Origin of the sequence: Ralstonia sp. PBBBR1, assembly GCF_002256165.1 — a bacterium.
GTDB classification, from domain to species: Bacteria; Pseudomonadota; Gammaproteobacteria; order Burkholderiales; family Burkholderiaceae; genus Ralstonia; species Ralstonia thomasii.
In genome coordinates this window covers 67,993-83,289 of record NZ_NKIL01000002.1, presented here as the reverse complement: position 1 = coordinate 83,289, position 15,297 = coordinate 67,993, and the positions used below count along the sequence as shown (strand labels likewise).

The 15,297-nt window shown below is 63.4% G+C and carries 14 protein-coding genes; 2 read left to right on the top strand and 12 right to left on the bottom strand.

The genetic code is table 11. The features are described 5' to 3' along the window. Positions 1–27 precede the first annotated feature (27 nt). The 8 genes from CFE42_RS00420 to phaC all read right to left on the bottom strand — a co-directional run bounded on the left by CFE42_RS00420 (position 28) and on the right by phaC (position 9,512). Positions 28–771 (bottom strand): hypothetical protein, encoded by a 744-nt coding sequence (locus CFE42_RS00420; RefSeq protein ID WP_004627087.1) that lies wholly within the window; start codon positions 769–771, stop codon positions 28–30. After that, positions 746–1,930: a beta-ketothiolase BktB gene (gene bktB / locus CFE42_RS00415; protein ID WP_004627089.1), complete on the bottom strand. Its 1,185-nt coding sequence runs from the start codon at positions 1,928–1,930 to the stop codon at positions 746–748. Before bktB ends, CFE42_RS00420 begins: the two co-directional genes overlap by 26 nt. 87 nt (positions 1,931–2,017) lie before the next feature. After that, positions 2,018–3,379, bottom strand: a complete 1,362-nt coding sequence (gene rimO, locus CFE42_RS00410; RefSeq protein ID WP_004627092.1) for a 30S ribosomal protein S12 methylthiotransferase RimO — start codon at positions 3,377–3,379, stop codon at positions 2,018–2,020. A gap of 66 nt (positions 3,380–3,445) precedes the next feature. Further along, entirely contained in the window at positions 3,446–4,426 is a 981-nt protein-coding gene (locus tag CFE42_RS00405) for a tRNA-dihydrouridine synthase (RefSeq protein ID WP_037043460.1), read from the bottom strand. Between the two features lie 198 nt (positions 4,427–4,624). Then, positions 4,625–5,179: a polyhydroxyalkanoate synthesis repressor PhaR gene (gene phaR / locus CFE42_RS00400; protein WP_004627096.1), complete on the bottom strand. Its 555-nt coding sequence runs from the start codon at positions 5,177–5,179 to the stop codon at positions 4,625–4,627. Positions 5,180–5,584: 405 nt separating this feature from the next. After that, positions 5,585–6,325: a 3-ketoacyl-ACP reductase gene (locus CFE42_RS00395; protein WP_004627097.1), complete on the bottom strand. Its 741-nt coding sequence runs from the start codon at positions 6,323–6,325 to the stop codon at positions 5,585–5,587. Between the two features lie 122 nt (positions 6,326–6,447). Then, positions 6,448–7,629 (bottom strand): acetyl-CoA C-acetyltransferase, encoded by a 1,182-nt coding sequence (locus CFE42_RS00390; protein ID WP_004627100.1) that lies wholly within the window; start codon positions 7,627–7,629, stop codon positions 6,448–6,450. Between the two features lie 89 nt (positions 7,630–7,718). Further along, positions 7,719–9,512, bottom strand: a complete 1,794-nt coding sequence (gene phaC / locus CFE42_RS00385; RefSeq protein ID WP_004627102.1) for a class I poly(R)-hydroxyalkanoic acid synthase — start codon at positions 9,510–9,512, stop codon at positions 7,719–7,721. A 269-nt stretch (positions 9,513–9,781) separates the two neighbouring features. Between phaC and CFE42_RS00380 the strand changes: the two genes are divergently transcribed. Continuing rightward, the gene (locus CFE42_RS00380; RefSeq protein ID WP_004627104.1) at positions 9,782–10,018 is read left to right on the top strand and encodes a hypothetical protein; all 237 of its coding nucleotides are present in this window, start codon (positions 9,782–9,784) and stop codon (positions 10,016–10,018) included. A gap of 4 nt (positions 10,019–10,022) precedes the next feature. On the opposite strand, the gene pgeF is transcribed toward CFE42_RS00380, so the two are convergent. Together pgeF and CFE42_RS00370 are read right to left on the bottom strand one after the other, a co-directional pair. Continuing rightward, complete coding sequence (gene pgeF, locus CFE42_RS00375; RefSeq protein WP_004627107.1) at positions 10,023–10,832, bottom strand: peptidoglycan editing factor PgeF; 810 nt, start codon at positions 10,830–10,832, stop codon at positions 10,023–10,025. Then, positions 10,816–11,928, bottom strand: a complete 1,113-nt coding sequence (locus CFE42_RS00370; protein WP_004627109.1) for an RluA family pseudouridine synthase — start codon at positions 11,926–11,928, stop codon at positions 10,816–10,818. Before CFE42_RS00370 ends, pgeF begins: the two co-directional genes overlap by 17 nt. 15 nt (positions 11,929–11,943) lie before the next feature. Here CFE42_RS00370 and CFE42_RS00365 point away from each other — a divergent pair, with 15 nt between their 5' ends. After that, positions 11,944–12,801, top strand: a complete 858-nt coding sequence (locus CFE42_RS00365) for an outer membrane protein assembly factor BamD (RefSeq protein ID WP_024541696.1) — start codon at positions 11,944–11,946, stop codon at positions 12,799–12,801. A 66-nt stretch (positions 12,802–12,867) separates the two neighbouring features. On the opposite strand, the gene CFE42_RS00360 is transcribed toward CFE42_RS00365, so the two are convergent. Continuing rightward, the gene (locus CFE42_RS00360) at positions 12,868–15,009 is read right to left on the bottom strand and encodes an ATP-dependent DNA helicase (protein ID WP_024972642.1); all 2,142 of its coding nucleotides are present in this window, start codon (positions 15,007–15,009) and stop codon (positions 12,868–12,870) included. A gap of 84 nt (positions 15,010–15,093) precedes the next feature. Further along, positions 15,094–15,297, bottom strand: coding sequence for a DUF465 domain-containing protein (locus CFE42_RS00355; protein WP_004627116.1), 204 nt, complete (start codon positions 15,295–15,297; stop codon positions 15,094–15,096).

Here is a 15,297-nt window from a genome sequence, read left to right as displayed (position 1 = left end):
GATGGCGTATGAGCGTTTTGCGGCCGCTTACCAGTGCGCGCTTGATCGTGTTGGACTGCCGGCCGGTGGTGCAATCTGACCAGGCCCCGCTGGGACCAGCGGCGTCATTGGCGTGGCTGGCGAGGCCGCATTGCTGTTTGCTGCGGCATCGTACGGCGGAATCACGACCACGGCGACGGGCCGCAGCACAAACGGCAGCGTATGACCGTCGTGGGCGACGTCCGTCCACGTGCCGCGCACAATGCCGTGGCCGTCGATGGCGCCTTCCCAGGTGCCTGTGACGTGCGTACCGTCATCGGACTCCTCCATGAGGAAGCCGCCGTTTTCGTATTCGCCGGCCACCAAGCGAACGCCCGCCGCGTTGCCCGCGACGTATTCGCCGTGGACGCTGTCGATTTCACCGGCCTTGCGGCCAAGGCGCATGTGGATCGGCATGTCGCCAATTGCGCCTGTGTAGACAGGGTATTTCGCGTAGTCGGGCTGCGGTTGCAACACACGCGGCGATGCGGTCTGTGCGGAGAAGCCGTTGTCGCCCCTCCTGGCCTGAGCGCGACGCTTGTCGCCATCGGCAACGGCGCGGTTCAGGCCCAGGTCACCTGGCTGCACGTTGGTGCTGCCGGTCGACACCTCGTAGCCGTTGTTGGCAGCCGGCGTCTGGGCAGACACCGGCGCCACGCCTGCGGCCAGCACCAGCGCAAGCAACGCGCCGGTTGGCCGAATCAGGCGTTCAATCGAGAAAATGCGTTCAGATGCGCTCGAACACCGCCGCAATGCCCTGTCCTCCACCAATACACATGGTCACCAGCGCGTAGCGACCACCGATGCGCTGCAGCTCGTGCAACGCCTTGACCGTGATAAGCGCACCCGTTGCGCCGATCGGGTGGCCGAGCGAAATGCCCGAACCGTTTGGGTTGACCTTGGCCGGGTCCAGGCCGAGTTCCTTCGTCACCGCACAAGCCTGGGCGGCAAATGCCTCGTTGGCTTCGATCACATCCAGATCCTTGACCGACAGGCCTGCCCGCTCCAGCGCCTTGCGCGTGGCCGGCACCGGGCCGATGCCCATGATCTTCGGATCGACGCCAGCGTGGCCGTACGACACCAGCCGCGCCAGCGGCTTGAGGCCGCGCTTTTCGGCCATCGAACGCTCCATCAGCACCAGCGCCGCGCCTGCATCGTTGAGGCCCGAAGCGTTGCCCGCCGTCACCGTACCGTTTTCTTTCGTGAAGACCGGCTTGAGCTTGGTCATGTCGTCGATGGTCGCGTCGTGGCGGACGTGCTCATCGGTATCGAACTGGATATCGCCCTTGCGCGACTTGATCGTCACCGGAACGATCTGGTCCTTGAAGTAGCCGGCCTGGATGGCACGCCATGCACGCTGGTGGGACTCCAGCGCGGTCTGATCTTGCTGCTCGCGGCTGATGCCGAATTCGCGGGCGACGTTTTCCGCCGTCACACCCATGTGGATCGTGTGGAACGGGTCGTGCAGCGCGCCGAGCATCATGTCGACCATCTTGGCGTCGCCCATGCGCGAACCCCAACGGGCGGCAGGCGCCAGGTACGGCGCGCGGCTCATGCTTTCCGCGCCACCGGCAATGGCGATATCGGCATCGCCCAGCAGCACGGTTTGCGCTGCGCTCACCACGGCCTGGAGGCCAGAGCCGCACAGGCGGTTGACGTTGAATGCGGGCGTTTCGGCCGACACCCCGCCGTTGACTGCGGCCACACGCGAGAGATACATGTCGCGCGGCTCGGTGTTGATCACGTGGCCAAACACCACGTGGCCGACGTCCTCGCCCTTCACGCCGGCGCGGGCCAGCGCCTCGCGCACGACGAGCGCGCCCAGTTCGCACGGCGCCACATCCTTCAAGCTGCCGCCAAACGTCCCGATTGCGGTACGAACGCCGCTGACCACCACCACTTCACGTGCCATTGCTGTCTCCTGTGCCATCGAAATTGGATGGCGGCCAGTATAAACGCACGACCGTTCGCAAAATTTAGGTACGACTACCTAAGTGGGTCAGACCTCGCCCCACAGGTCGTGGCCATCCGCGCCGGTAATCTTGACCGACACGAAATCGCCCGCCTTATAGCGCTTGTACGGCTTCGACGGCGGCGCGATATAGACGAGGCCGTCAATCTCCGGGGCATCCGCCGATGAACGGCCGATGCCGCCGTCCTGATTCACTTCGTCCACAAGCACGCGCAGCGACTTGCCAACCTTGCGCTGCAGACGGCGCGCAGACACGCGCTCGGCGACTTCCATGAAGCGCGCGCGGCGCTCCTCGCGCACCTCATCGGGCAATGCCCCCGGCAGATCGTTGGCGGTCGCGCCCTCGACCGGCGAATACGCGAAGCAGCCCACGCGGTCCAGTTCGGCCTCGGCAATGAAGTCGAGCAGCGTTTGGAACTCTTCCTCCGTTTCACCTGGGAAACCCGCGATGAACGTGCTGCGGATGGTCAGCTCCGGGCACACCTCGCGCCAGGCGCGGATGCGGTCCAGCGTCTTCTCGGCGTTGGCGGGGCGCTTCATGCGCTTGAGCACGTCCGGGTGGGCGTGCTGCAGCGGCACGTCCAGATAGGGAAGGACCTTGCCCTCAGCCATCAGGGGCATCACCTCATCCACGCTCGGATAGGGGTAGACGTAGTGTAGGCGCACCCAGGCGCCGTACTGCGACGCCAATTCGCCGAGCGCGCCCACCAGCTCGGTCATGCGCGTCTTCAGCGGGCGGCCGTTCCAGAAGCCCATGCGGAATTTGACATCGACGCCATAAGCGCTGGTGTCCTGCGAGATGACGAGCAGTTCCTTCACGCCGGCCTTCAGCAGGTTTTCCGCCTCCAGCATCACTTCGGCCACCGGGCGCGAAACGAGATCGCCGCGCATCGACGGGATGATGCAGAAGCTGCACCGGTGGTTGCAGCCCTCGGAAATCTTCAGATACGCGTAGTGCTTCGGCGTGAGCTTGATGCCCTGCGGCGGCACCAGGTCAATGAACGGGTCGTGCGGCTTGGGCAGGTGCGTGTGCACCGCTTCCATCACCTCGCCCAGCGCATGGGGGCCCGTCACAGCCAGCACCTTCGGGTGCACGCTGGTGATGATGTCCTGGCCCGAAGCGTCCTTCTTGGCACCCAGGCAGCCGGTCACGATCACCTTGCCGTTCTCGGCCAGCGCCTCGCCAATCGCATCCAGGCTTTCCTGCACAGCCTCGTCGATGAAGCCGCAGGTGTTGACGACCACCAGGTCCGCCCCGCCGTACGTGCCGGAAATCTCATACCCCTCCGCGCGCAGTTGGGTGATGATCTGCTCGGAATCGACCAAGGCCTTGGGACAACCGAGACTGACGAACCCCACCTTGGGGCTCTGGGTACTGACGTCGGACATGGGAACAACCTGATGTGGGAGAGGATTTGCGCTGCGCACGTGGGGTGTGCCGCGCGGTTGCGTATTTTAACCGTTCGCCGCGCCTGGGCGGCCAAGCCGAAGCTGCATCTGCTCAATCACGCGCTCGATTTCCAGCGCGTCCTGCAACCTGCGAATGGCATCGTGCAGCTCGGCGGCCTGGGGCCACGTCCGCTTCAGATAGCTCAGCCACAGTTTGACGCGGCCATGCTCGTGCTTGGCAGAGATGCGCGCATGGAGCTTTTTCAAGTAGTCGGCGAGATAGCCCAGCACGATCGGCCATTCCGTCGCGGACGGCGCCTGGTCCATCTGCCCGCGGATGCGCTGGGCCAGGAATGGGTCGGACACGGCGCCACGTCCGATCATCACGTCACTGCAGCCACTGACGGCGCGGCAGCGCTCCCAGTCAGCCACGGTCCAGACTTCGCCGTTGGCGGTCACGGGGATGCTCACGGCATCGGCGATGCGTGCAATCCAGTCCCAGTGGGCGGGCGGACGGTAGCCGTGATCGCGCGTGCGGGCATGCACGACGAGCGATTCCGCACCGCCTTCCGCCAGGGCCGTCGCACAGTCAATCGCACGGGAAGTATCGGAAACGCCAAGCCGCATCTTCGCCGTCACCGAAATGTTGGCCGGCACCGCGGCCCGCACGGCGCGCACGATGTCGTGCAGCACTTCCGGCGTGGCAAGCAGCATGGCGCCGCCGCCATGCCGGTTCACGACCTTGGCGGGGCAGCCGAAGTTGAGGTCGATGCCATGTGGCGTGAGGGTTGCCGCGTATGCCGCATTGCGGGCCAGCCATTCCGGATCGCTGCCGAGGAGTTGGATGGTCATCGGCGTGCCGCTGGCGGTATAGCCGCCGTTGCGGATCTCGGGCGTCTCACGCTCATAAGTCCGCGCGGGGAGCAACGAGCCCGTCACCCGGACAAACTCCGAGACGCATCCGTCGTAGCCGCCGGCTTGCGTCAGCACGTCACGCATGACGTAATCCGCGACCCCTTCCATCGGGGCAAGCAAAAGGCAGCTCATGCGAAAACGGAAGACAGCCGGCGCACACGCCGGGGGCGGACATCAAACATGGGAGACCGGGGAGGGAATCGTGATCGACGGAGAGGCGTACACCTCACCTGAAGGACCGGTATTTTACCTTGCTGCCCTCTCCGGCGTGCGCCCAACAAAAAAGGCGAACCGCCATGCGATTCGCCTCGTTTTTCCAGGCCGCCGAACTTACTTTTTCTCGGGCGGCTGGTTGAACGGGAAGGTCCCGAACATGTTCTTGGCCTGGCTCTGCATCTGCTCCTGCATCTGCACGAACAGGTTTTTGCTCTGCTCGATGTAGTTGCTCATCATGCCTTGCATCATCGGGCCCTGCATGTTCATGAACTGCGACCACATGTCAGGGTTGAACGTGTTGCCGCTGTACAGGTCCTTCGAGTTCTCGGCCAGCTTGCTCTGGATGTCGACAAATGCCTGGATGTTCTTTTCCAGGTACGTGCCCATCATGCCCTGCATGGCGTTTCCATAGAAACGGATGATCTGCGCGAGCATCGCGCCGGAGAACATCGGCACGCCGCCGGTTTCCTCTTCCAGAATGATCTGCAGCAGGATGCTGCGGGTCAGATCTTCACCGGATTTCGCATCGACGACGCGAAACTCTTCGGTTTCCATGACGAGCTGCTTGACGTCTGCCAGCGTGATGTAGGTGCTGGTCTGGGTATCGTAGAGCCGGCGGTTGGGATATTTCTTGATCAGCCGTTCGGTGCCCTTCTTGCTGGTGGCCATCGTGCCTTTCCGTGTTGGCGATGCTGCTGCGGTGCAGCCGATGCACTGCGAAATGACTGCACCGAGCGATGCAGCAAAATACGCGGTTGCCCGGCTGTTCCGATCTGCGCGCGAATGCTGCATTCAAGAGCAGCGCAGATGCATCCGTTTATGATCGGACGCCCCGTGTCTCCCTGCGGAGCGCCTCCGTGATTGGATTCTATGCGGATCGCTCTGCAAAGAAAAGGCGACCTCCCCCGGTAAAAACCCGCAGCATTTTGATGCGGCTCACGCACTCGGACAGTTGTACGGAGAGGACGCAAAAGGCCTGCTGCAATGCACTCAAGCATCGCAGCATGCAGGCAAATCAGGAGAAAAATTGCTGCGCCTGTGCTGCAGCATCGCCGCAGCACAGGCGTGGGAGCGTCAGCCCATGTGCAGGCCGCCGTTGAGGGAGAAGTCCGCACCGGTGGAGAAGCCGGATTCTTCCGATGCAAGCCATGCGCAGATCGAGGCAATCTCGGTCGGCTCGCCCAACCGCTTGACCGGGATCGTGCCAATAATCTTGTCGAGCACATCCTGACGAATCGCTTTCACCATGTCGGTGGCGATATAGCCCGGCGACACGGTGTTGACCGTCACGCCCTTGGTAGCGACTTCCTGCGCCAGCGCCATGGTGAAACCATGCAAGCCAGCCTTGGCGGTCGAGTAGTTGGTCTGGCCAAACTGCCCCTTCTGGCCGTTCACCGACGAGATGTTGATGATTCGACCCCAGCCGCGATCCGCCATGCCGTCGATGACCTGCTTCGTCACGTTGAACAGCGACGTCAGGTTGGTATCGATCACCGCATCCCAGTCGGCGCGGGTCATCTTGCGGAACACCACGTCGCGCGTAATGCCGGCGTTGTTGATCAGGACATCCACCTCGCCCACTTCGGCCTTGACCTTGTCGAACGCGGCCTTGGTCGACTCCCAGTCACCGACGTTCCCTTCGGACGGCACGAAATCGAAACCGAGCGCCTTTTGTTGTTCGAGCCATTTCGCCTTACGCGGCGAGTTCGGGCCGCAGCCTGCGACAACAGTGAAGCCGTCGCGCGCCAAGCGCTGGCAAATCGCCGTTCCGATACCGCCCATGCCGCCGGTGACGTATGCGATGCGTTTGGTCATGTCCACTCCTAGTCCTTGTTGTTAGAATCGCCCGGCCTCTTGCCGGGCGGCAAATGCTCAGGTGTCTCGGATTGGCGCGTCAGGCATTCGTTCCGATTCACGCCAATCCCACTGCAAAAAACTTACGGGCGCTCAACGGCCAGCGCCACGCCCATGCCACCGCCGATACACAGCGAAGCCAGGCCCTTCTTCGCATCGCGCTTCTGCATTTCGTGCAGCAGCGTGACCAGGATGCGGCAGCCCGACGCGCCGATCGGGTGACCGATCGCAATCGCACCGCCGTTGACGTTGATCTTGGACGTGTCCCAGCCCATCTGCTGATGCACGGCCAGCGCCTGAGCGGCGAACGCCTCGTTGATCTCCATCAGGTCCAGGTCGCCCACCGACCAGCCGGCGCGCGACAGGCAGCGTTTGGATGCCGGCACCGGCCCCATGCCCATGACCTTCGGGTCCAGGCCGGCGCTCGCGTAAGCACGGATGGTGGCCAGTGGCGTCAGGCCCAGTTCCTTGGCCTTGGCGGCCGACATCACGACGACTGCGGCGGCGCCATCGTTCAGGCCCGAGGCATTGGCCGCCGTCACCGTACCTGCCTTGTCGAAGGCGGGCTTCAGGCCAGCCATCGACTCGAGCGTGGCACCATGGCGAACGAACTCGTCCTGCGAGAAGGCAATCGGATCGCCCTTGCGCTGCGGGATCAGGATCGGAACGATTTCGTCATTGAAGCGGCCCGACTTCTGCGCAGCTTCCGCCTTGTTCTGCGAAGCCACGGCAAACTCGTCCTGCGCTTCACGCGTGATGCCGTATTCCTTGGCGACGTTCTCGGCCGTGATGCCCATGTGGTACTGGTTGTAGACGTCCCATAGCCCATCCACAATCATCGAATCGATCAGCTTGGCGTCGCCCATGCGGAAACCGTCGCGCGAGCCTGGCAGGACGTGCGGCGCTGCAGACATGTTTTCCTGGCCGCCAGCCACGACGATCTCGGCATCGCCCGCGATGATGGCGTTGGCGGCCAGCATCACGGCCTTCAGGCCCGAGCCGCACACCTTGTTGATGGTCAGGCCCGGCACCATGTTCGGCAGCCCAGCCTTGATGACGGCCTGGCGCGCCGGGTTCTGACCCGAGCCTGCCGTCAGCACCTGGCCCATGATGACTTCGCTCACCTGGTCCGGCGCCACCTTGGCGCGCGCCAGCGCTTCACGGATAACGGCCGCGCCAAGCTCAGGCGCAGCGATCTTCGCCAGCGAGCCACCAAACTTGCCCACGGCGGTGCGTACCGCCGATACGATCACAACATCGGTCATTTGCTTACCTTCCACTGTCGAAAGAGAGGGTCGTTGGATACCGTCAGCGGCCGAAGCCGCGACGGCAACGGGGGTTCATGCGCGCGATCTTACGCTTTCTGTTTGACGTAGCGGCCAGGCGCCGGCTCGATGGCTGGGTAGTCCGCATTGCCGTAACCCTTGGGTGCAGCTTTCTGCGCACCGGCGTGTGACGCCAGCCACGTTGACCAATCCGGCCACCAGCTGCCCGGATGCTCCTTGGCCCCCTCGAACCACGCATCTGCGGTCTCGGGCAGCTTGGCATTGATCCAGTGCGAACGCTTGTTGGCCGCAGGCGGGTTGATGACGCCTGCGATATGTCCCGAAGCGCCCAGGACGAAACGCCGCTTGCCCTTGAGCAGCGGCACCGAGCCATAGGCCGACTTCCACGGCACGATGTGGTCTTCACGCGAGCCGTAGATGTAGACCGGCGCCTCGATCTTGCCGAGGTCCACCGGCGTACCGTTCACCTTCAGCTTGCCCGGCGTCTTGAGGTCGTTCTGCAGATACGTATGGCGCAGATACCAGCAGTACCACGGGCCCGGCAGGTTGGTGGAGTCGCCGTTCCAGTACAGCAGATCGAACGGCGCCGGCGTCTTGCCCTTCAGATAGTTCTCGACAACGTAGTTCCAGACCAGATCGTTCGGCCGCAGGAACGAGAACGTGTTTGCCAGCTCCACGCCACGCAGCAGGCCCGGGCCGGTCGGCGCATTGCTGCCGATGGTCTTTTCACGCATTTCCACCTGGGCCTGGTCGACAAACACGTCGAGAATGCCGGTGTCCGTAAAGTCGAGCAGCGTGGTCAGCAGCGTCAGGCTCGCGGCCGGGTGCTCGCCGCGCTCCGCGAGCACGGCCAGGGCTGTCGAGAGGATCGTACCGCCTACGCAAAAGCCCAGCACGTTGATCTGGTCCTGCGCGGAGATCTCGCGTGCAACGCGAATGGCCTCGATCGCACCACCTTCGATGTAGTCGTCCCACGTGCGGGAGGCCATGCTCGCGTCCGGATTGCGCCACGACACCAGGAATACGGTATTACCCTGCTCCACCGCATAGCGGACGAGCGAATTGGCCGGCTGCAGATCGAGGATGTAGTACTTGTTGATGCAGGGCGGCACCAGCAGCAGCGGGCGCGCATGCACCTTGGCTGTCAGCGGCTTGTACTGGATGAGCTGGAAGTAGTCGTTCTCGAAAACGACCGCGCCTTCGCTGTTGGCGACGTTGCGGCCGATCTCGAACGCAGTTTCGTCTGTCTGCGAGATCTTGCCGCGCTCCATGTCCTGCAGCATGTTCAGGATGCCGGTGCGCAGGGATTCGCCACGCGACTCAATCAGTTGTTTCTGCGCTTCCGGGTTGGTCGCAAGGAAGTTGGACGGCGACATGGCCGCTGTCCATTGCGAAACGGCAAAGCGCACGCGCTCGCGGGTCTTGACGTCCGCCTGGACTGCATCGGCCATTTCCATCAACGTGCGGGCGTTCAGCACGTAGAACGCGGCGGCGTAGCCATAGAGCGGACTCTTGCGCCAGGCATCGTTCGAGAAACGACGATCAGACGGAGCCACGGCTTCGGCGCTTTCGCCGGTGCTCATTTGGCGCCAGATCTGAAGCCATTCTTCAAGATACTTCTGCTGGATTTCGGCCAGCCGCTCGTGCGGAATCAGTGCGAACGGAGCCGCACCCTCACCCATCGCTGCGCCGTTGAACTGGCCAAGACCAGGCGCCGCCGCACCGGGTTGCGCGAAGGCGCCCGCAAAGGCTTGCCATTGCTTGAACTGCTCTGCCCACTGCGTAGGGTCCGACAAGCCCGGCCAGGGAGCTTGAGTGTGGGCGCTAGATGCTTTGGATGATGTCGATTGACGCGATGCCATAGTGCCCTCGATCCGACGATATGCGCCGCTCCGGTTGGAACGGCGGCGCAACTCGTAGTATTGCGAGGCATTGTTGCCTTGCCGTTTCAAGGCTGTCAATCGTAGTACCTGACGATCGAACAGAAACGCCGGCCCAGCGCGGGTCTTGCGGCATTCAACGAAAACGGCGGCCACCAAATGGCTAAGCGCGGCGCCAGGGCTATGATCCAATTTGCGCAGTTTCGTGCGAGACTGCCCCATTGCGCCAACGCCGGGCACCGCTTCTTCCCATGTATATCGTCGCCATCGCGTGGCTCTATGTCGTGCTGATGATGTCCTTGACTGAGCAATCTTGGATTGCCGGCATCGGCACATTTGTCTTCTACGGCGTGGCGCCGCTATCGCTCTTCCTGTGGATTGTCAGCACGCCGGCGCGCAGGCGGCGCCGGAAAGCCCAGGAAACTGCGCAGGACGAGGCGGACACCACCGCCACATTGAGCAGCGACACAGGCGACGGCGCCGCCTGAACGCTTACTCGGCGCGCCAGATCAGCGTGGCCATACGGCCTGTGATGCGCTCCCGTCGGTATGAATAGAAGCGCTCGGCGTCCATCATCGTGCACAGGCCGCCGCCGTACACGTCGGTACAACCAACCCGCGCCAGCCGCAGCCGGGCCAGCGCATACAGGTCGGCAAAGAACTTGCCAGCCGATACGCCCTCCCGGAACGCCGCTTCCGTGGCAGGCAGTTCGCCGGGCCTGACGGCGTCGATAAAGGCTTGACGCACTTCCTCACCCACTTCAAAGCATGATGGTCCGATGGCGGGCCCCAGCCATGCCAGCCACGTGGGATCGGCCTCCTGGCCGCTGGCACGCAGCCGCTGCATCATGGCGTCGAGCGTGCGCTCGATCACGCCGCCACAGAGACCACGCCAGCCCGCATGCGCGGCGCCCACAGTGACGCCGCGGGCGTCGCTCAGCAAGACAGGCAGGCAATCGGCCGTCATGACTACGCAGACGCGATCCCGCCAGGACGCCACCGCCGCATCGGCGACCACAGGCGCTGACGTACCAACGAGTTGATCAAGATCAGCCACATCGGTGCCGTGCACCTGTTCCATCCATGTTGGATCGGCGGGTAGCGCTGCACGCAAGATGCGGCGATTCTGATCAACGGCTTCGGGCGCGTCACCGACGTGCTGGCCGAGGTTCAGGCCACCCGGCAAACCGCCGGCCAAACCGTAAGGTCCTGTACTGACGCCACCCAGGCGCGTCGTGGCCAGCGCCTTGACGCGAGGATGCGCAGGCCAGTCGGGGACGATCCAGTCAGTTGACATCGGCATCGGGGTCCAGGTCGAGAGCTTCCAGCAGATCGGCAAAATCGTCGGGCACGCCGGCTTCCCAGTGCACCGATTTGCCCGATGCTGGGTGCACGAGCCCCAGGCGCACTGCATGCAGCGCCTGCCGCGTAAAAGGCACCGGCAACTGCGCCTTGATCGTCTGCGGCTGGCCACGTCGGAAGTTGCGCGTGTAGACCGGATCGCCAAGCAACGGATGCCCCTCCGATTCAAAGTGCACACGAATCTGGTGTGTACGGCCGGTCTCGAGCTGGCAACGCACCAGCGACACCTGTGCGCGCCCGAGGTCCACCACGTCAAGCGTCTTGAAATGCGTGCGCGCCGGCTTGCCGCTGGCTGTCTCGATGATGGCCATGCGCGTGCGGTCACGCGGGTCGCGGCCGATCGGGGCGTCAATCGTGGCTTCGTCCGGCGTTTCACCCCACACGAGCGCGAGATAAGTCCGCTTGACGGTACGTGCCTGCAATTGACGCACAAGATCCGTCTGGGCAGGCAGCGTACGGGCAACCACCATCAGGCCGGAGGTGTCCTTGTCGAGGCGGTGGACGATGCCGGCACGCGGCAACTCCACGGCGTCCGGATAGCGGTGCAGCAGGCCGTTGAGCACCGTGCCGCTCCAGTTACCCGCGGCGGGATGCACGACCAGCCCGGCAGGCTTGTTGATGACGAGCAGCGTGTCGTCTTCGTACACCACATCCAGATCGATGGGCTCGGCGACGAAGGCGTTTTCGTCGGCCGCGCGTTGCGGGACGACTTCGATGCGGTCACCGCCGGAGATGGCCGCACGCGGGCGCACCACCTCACCACGCAGGCGCACCGCGCCGGCATCAATCCATTGCTGGAGGCGGCTGCGCGAATAGTCGGGCAGCAGCTTGGCAAGCGCCTTGTCCAGGCGTTCGCCGTGCATGGTTTCCGGAATCTCTATGATGATCGGCTCGGCTGCCTGGCCCGCACCGGCGGCAGGCAAATCGAGCGCCTCATCATCGAGGGCGTCTTCCGTCTCCGGCGCAGTGAGGGAAACGTCAGCCAGTGCGTCGTCTGACACAGGGCTTGGGCTATAATGCTTGATGCGATTTTTCATTCAGAAAAGGTGCCCATGTCGGTCACGAGCGTAAAGCAGGCGCGTATTGTTAGTCGAATTGGCAATCGAATCCGCGCGCAAATCGGAGCAGTGTTGATGGCAGGCGTTGCATGCCTGGCTATCTCGGCCTGCGGCATCCTGCCGGAACAGCAAGACGAAACGGCTGGCTGGTCAGCCAACAAATTATATTCCGAAGCGAAGGACTCGCTCGACGGCGGCGACTACGCCAAGGCGGTCAAGTACTACGAAAAGCTCGAAAGCCGCTATCCGTTCGGCCAATATGCCCAACAGGCCCAGATCGAGACCGCCTACGCCAACTACAAGGATGGCGAGACGGCTGCCGCACTGGCCGCCGTGGACCGCTTCATCCAGTTGCACCCCAATCACCCCAGCGTCGATTACGCCTATTACCTCAAAGGCCTGATCAACTTCAACGACAACCTGGGCTGGCTCGGCCGCTTCTCGAACCAGGACTTGAGCGAGCGCGACCCGAAGGCCGCACGCGCCGCGTACGATGCGTTCAAGACGCTGATCACGCGTTTCCCGAACAGCAAGTACACGCCGGACGCCACCCAGCGCATGCAGTACATCGTGAACGCGATGGCCGAGCATGAAGTGGGCGCCGCACGCTACTACTACCGCCGCGGAGCCTACCTGGCCGCCGTCAACCGTGCGCAGGACGCCATCAAGGATTACGACCGCGCCCCGGCTGTGGAAGAAGCGCTGTACATCATGATGAAGTCGTACGAAGCACTGGGCATGAAAGACATGCGCGACGACACCGAACGCATCATCAAGCAGAACTACCCGAAGAGTGATTTCCTCGCCTACGGCCAGCGCAAGAAAGACAAGCCCTGGTACCAATGGTGGTGAGCAAGGTTCGCACAGCACAGCAAAAAGCCCGGTCGATTGGCCGGGCTTTTTGTTTGTGCGTGCGGGTCAGTCTTCAGAGCCGCCCGTGGGCTGCTCATCCGAATCCGCCCGCAGGGAACGAAGGAATTCGGCAGCCGTCTCGGCCTCGCGCGTACGCTTGAAGGGTGGCAGGCTTTGCCAGATCTGGCGACCGTAGTTTTTCTCAACCAGCCGCGGGTCGCAGATCATCAGCACGCCGCGATCGGTCTCCGAGCGAATCAACCGCCCCGCCCCCTGCTTGAGCGTGATGACCGCGTGCGGCAACTGGTGGACGGCAAACGGGCTCAGCCCCTTTTTCTCCAGCGCCTCCATGCGGGCACTCAACACCGGATCATCGGGCGGGGCAAACGGCAATTTGTCGATCACGACCAGCGAGAGCGCCTCGCCGCGTACGTCCACACCCTCCCAGAAACTCTGGCTACCGACCAGCACGGCGTTGCCGAGCGTGCGGAAACGGTCCAGCAGTTCCGTCCGGCTGGCCTGACCTTGCACGAGCAGCGGGAAATCCCAACCGCGTTGCGCGAATTCATCCGTCAATCGTTCGGCCGCACGGTTGACGGCGCGCAGCGTCGTGCATAGCAAGAACGTCTTGCCACCCGCTGCTTCAATGAGCGGCAAGGTAGCGTCGAGCACCGCATCGGTAAAGCGCGGATCGCTCGGCTGCGGCAGATCGCGCGGCACATAGAGCAAGCCTTGCGATGCATAGTCGAACGGGCTGTCGAGCGTCATCGATCGATCACGATCCAGGCCCAACTGCGCGGCATAGTGCGTGAAGTTCCCGCGCACCGACAGCGTAGCCGAGGTGAAGACCCACGCGCGCGGCTGGCCGGCACGCTGGCGCGAAAAAATCGGCGCGATCGACAATGGCGTCAGATGCAATTGCACGGAGTTGGCGAATACCTCGACCCAGCGCACACGTTCATCGACAGGCGCCGCGCTTTCGCCCTCCTTGCCCTCGTCGTCACCTTCCTTCTTTGGCGCCTTTGGCGGCTTGGGATCGACCCACGCCTCAAGCTTCTCGCACAGCGCCACGGCGCGGCGATGGCATTGCTCGATGGTCTCCGCGCGTTCCGCCTGGGCCTCCAGCGCGCCGGTAAAGTCGGAGAGCGCCTGCTCCAGCTTCGGCAGTACCTCGTAGAACGGCTTGGCGAGGGCTGCATCATTGTCGATCTGCTTGATCGACAGGCGGGAGCCATCCTGGCGGAAGACCAGGCGCAGATCACGCGCGGCACGCTCCAGCGGCGCGGCAATCGCGACCCAATCCACCGCATCGCGTGCGTGCGAAAGGCCTTCGGCCACGCTGTCGCGTGCGAGTTCGAGAATCTGGTTCGTGGAGATGGTCTCGCCAAAGAACAACGTGGCGGTTTCTGGCAGCTGGTGCGCTTCGTCGAAGATGATCGTGTTGGCAGCGGGCAGCAGTTCAGCCATGCCGGTGTCCTTCAACATCACGTCTGCAAAGAACAGGTGATGGTTCACCACCACCACGTCGGCCTGCTGCGCCTCCTTGCGGGCGCGCATGACGAAGCAGTCTTTGTAGTATGCGCAGTCCGAACCCAGGCAATTGTCGCGCGTGGAGGTGACGAGATTCCACACCGGTGCGTTCTCGGGCACGCTGGCAAGTTCGGCTTTGTCGCCCGTTTTCGTCGTCTTCAGGAACAGGTTGATCTGGCGCAGCCACGCGGCGTCCTGGCGCGAAGAGAGACGTCCGTTCTGCGACGCGCGCTCCACGTGGTAATGGCAGACATAGTTGGCGCGCCCCTTGAGCAACGCCACCGACACCGGTGCATTGAGCGCCTTGCGCACCGTCGGGATGTCGCGCAGGAAAAGCTGGTCCTGCAGGTTCTTCGTCCCGGTGGAGACGATCACCTTGCCGCCCCAAAGCATCGCGGGAACAAGGTAGGCGTACGTTTTGCCCGTGCCGGTCCCGGCCTCGACGATGATCGAATCGGCGGCTTCGATGGCGTTGGCCACGGCCTGCGCCATCGTCAGCTGCGCACTGCGGGGCCGGTACCCCTCGATACCCTTGGCGAGCGTACCGTCGTCGGCGAACAGCGTCGACAGTTCGGCATGATGGGCATCGGCGGGTACAGAGGCAGCGGGAGCCGAAGCGTCGCCGGCATCGGCGTCGGAGTCAGCCGACGGCTCGGCCAGCGGGGAAAGCGAAGTCAACGCGGAATCCGTGGGGTCAAATGACGGAGGCCGCACGTGATTGCGGCCTCTCGGGATGAAAATCGAACCAAGTTCGGGCGGGCGCTAGGCCGGCACGTCCGGCTCAAGCTGCAACTGTAGCAGGGTGATGGTGTCCTTGAGTTTCAGGCGGCGCTTCTTGAGACGGCGCAACTGCAACTCGTCGTGATTGGCAGTCGTCGCCAGCCGGTCGATCAGGAAATCCAGATCGCGGTGCTCGATCTGCAATTCAATGATGCGACGCGAGATCGTATTCAGATCGCTGTCCAT

What these genes read in the sequence shown, in the direction of transcription:
- bktB (WP_004627089.1), bottom strand. Translation starts at nt 1,930, where the DNA reads ATGGCACGTGAAGTGGTGGTGGTCAGCGGCGTTCGTACCGCAATCGGG.
- rimO (WP_004627092.1), bottom strand. Translation starts at nt 3,379, where the DNA reads ATGTCCGACGTCAGTACCCAGAGCCCCAAGGTGGGGTTCGTCAGTCTC.
- CFE42_RS00405 (WP_037043460.1), bottom strand. Translation starts at nt 4,426, where the DNA reads ATGAGCTGCCTTTTGCTTGCCCCGATGGAAGGGGTCGCGGATTACGTC.
- phaR (WP_004627096.1), bottom strand. Translation starts at nt 5,179, where the DNA reads ATGGCCACCAGCAAGAAGGGCACCGAACGGCTGATCAAGAAATATCCC.
- CFE42_RS00395 (WP_004627097.1), bottom strand. Translation starts at nt 6,325, where the DNA reads ATGACCAAACGCATCGCATACGTCACCGGCGGCATGGGCGGTATCGGA.
- CFE42_RS00390 (WP_004627100.1), bottom strand. Translation starts at nt 7,629, where the DNA reads ATGACCGATGTTGTGATCGTATCGGCGGTACGCACCGCCGTGGGCAAG.
- phaC (WP_004627102.1), bottom strand. Translation starts at nt 9,512, where the DNA reads ATGGCATCGCGTCAATCGACATCATCCAAAGCATCTAGCGCCCACACT.
- CFE42_RS00380 (WP_004627104.1), top strand. Translation starts at nt 9,782, where the DNA reads ATGTATATCGTCGCCATCGCGTGGCTCTATGTCGTGCTGATGATGTCC.
- pgeF (WP_004627107.1), bottom strand. Translation starts at nt 10,832, where the DNA reads ATGCCGATGTCAACTGACTGGATCGTCCCCGACTGGCCTGCGCATCCT.
- CFE42_RS00370 (WP_004627109.1), bottom strand. Translation starts at nt 11,928, where the DNA reads ATGAAAAATCGCATCAAGCATTATAGCCCAAGCCCTGTGTCAGACGAC.
- CFE42_RS00365 (WP_024541696.1), top strand. Translation starts at nt 11,944, where the DNA reads ATGTCGGTCACGAGCGTAAAGCAGGCGCGTATTGTTAGTCGAATTGGC.
- CFE42_RS00355 (WP_004627116.1), bottom strand. Translation starts at nt 15,297, where the DNA reads ATGGACAGCGATCTGAATACGATCTCGCGTCGCATCATTGAATTGCAG.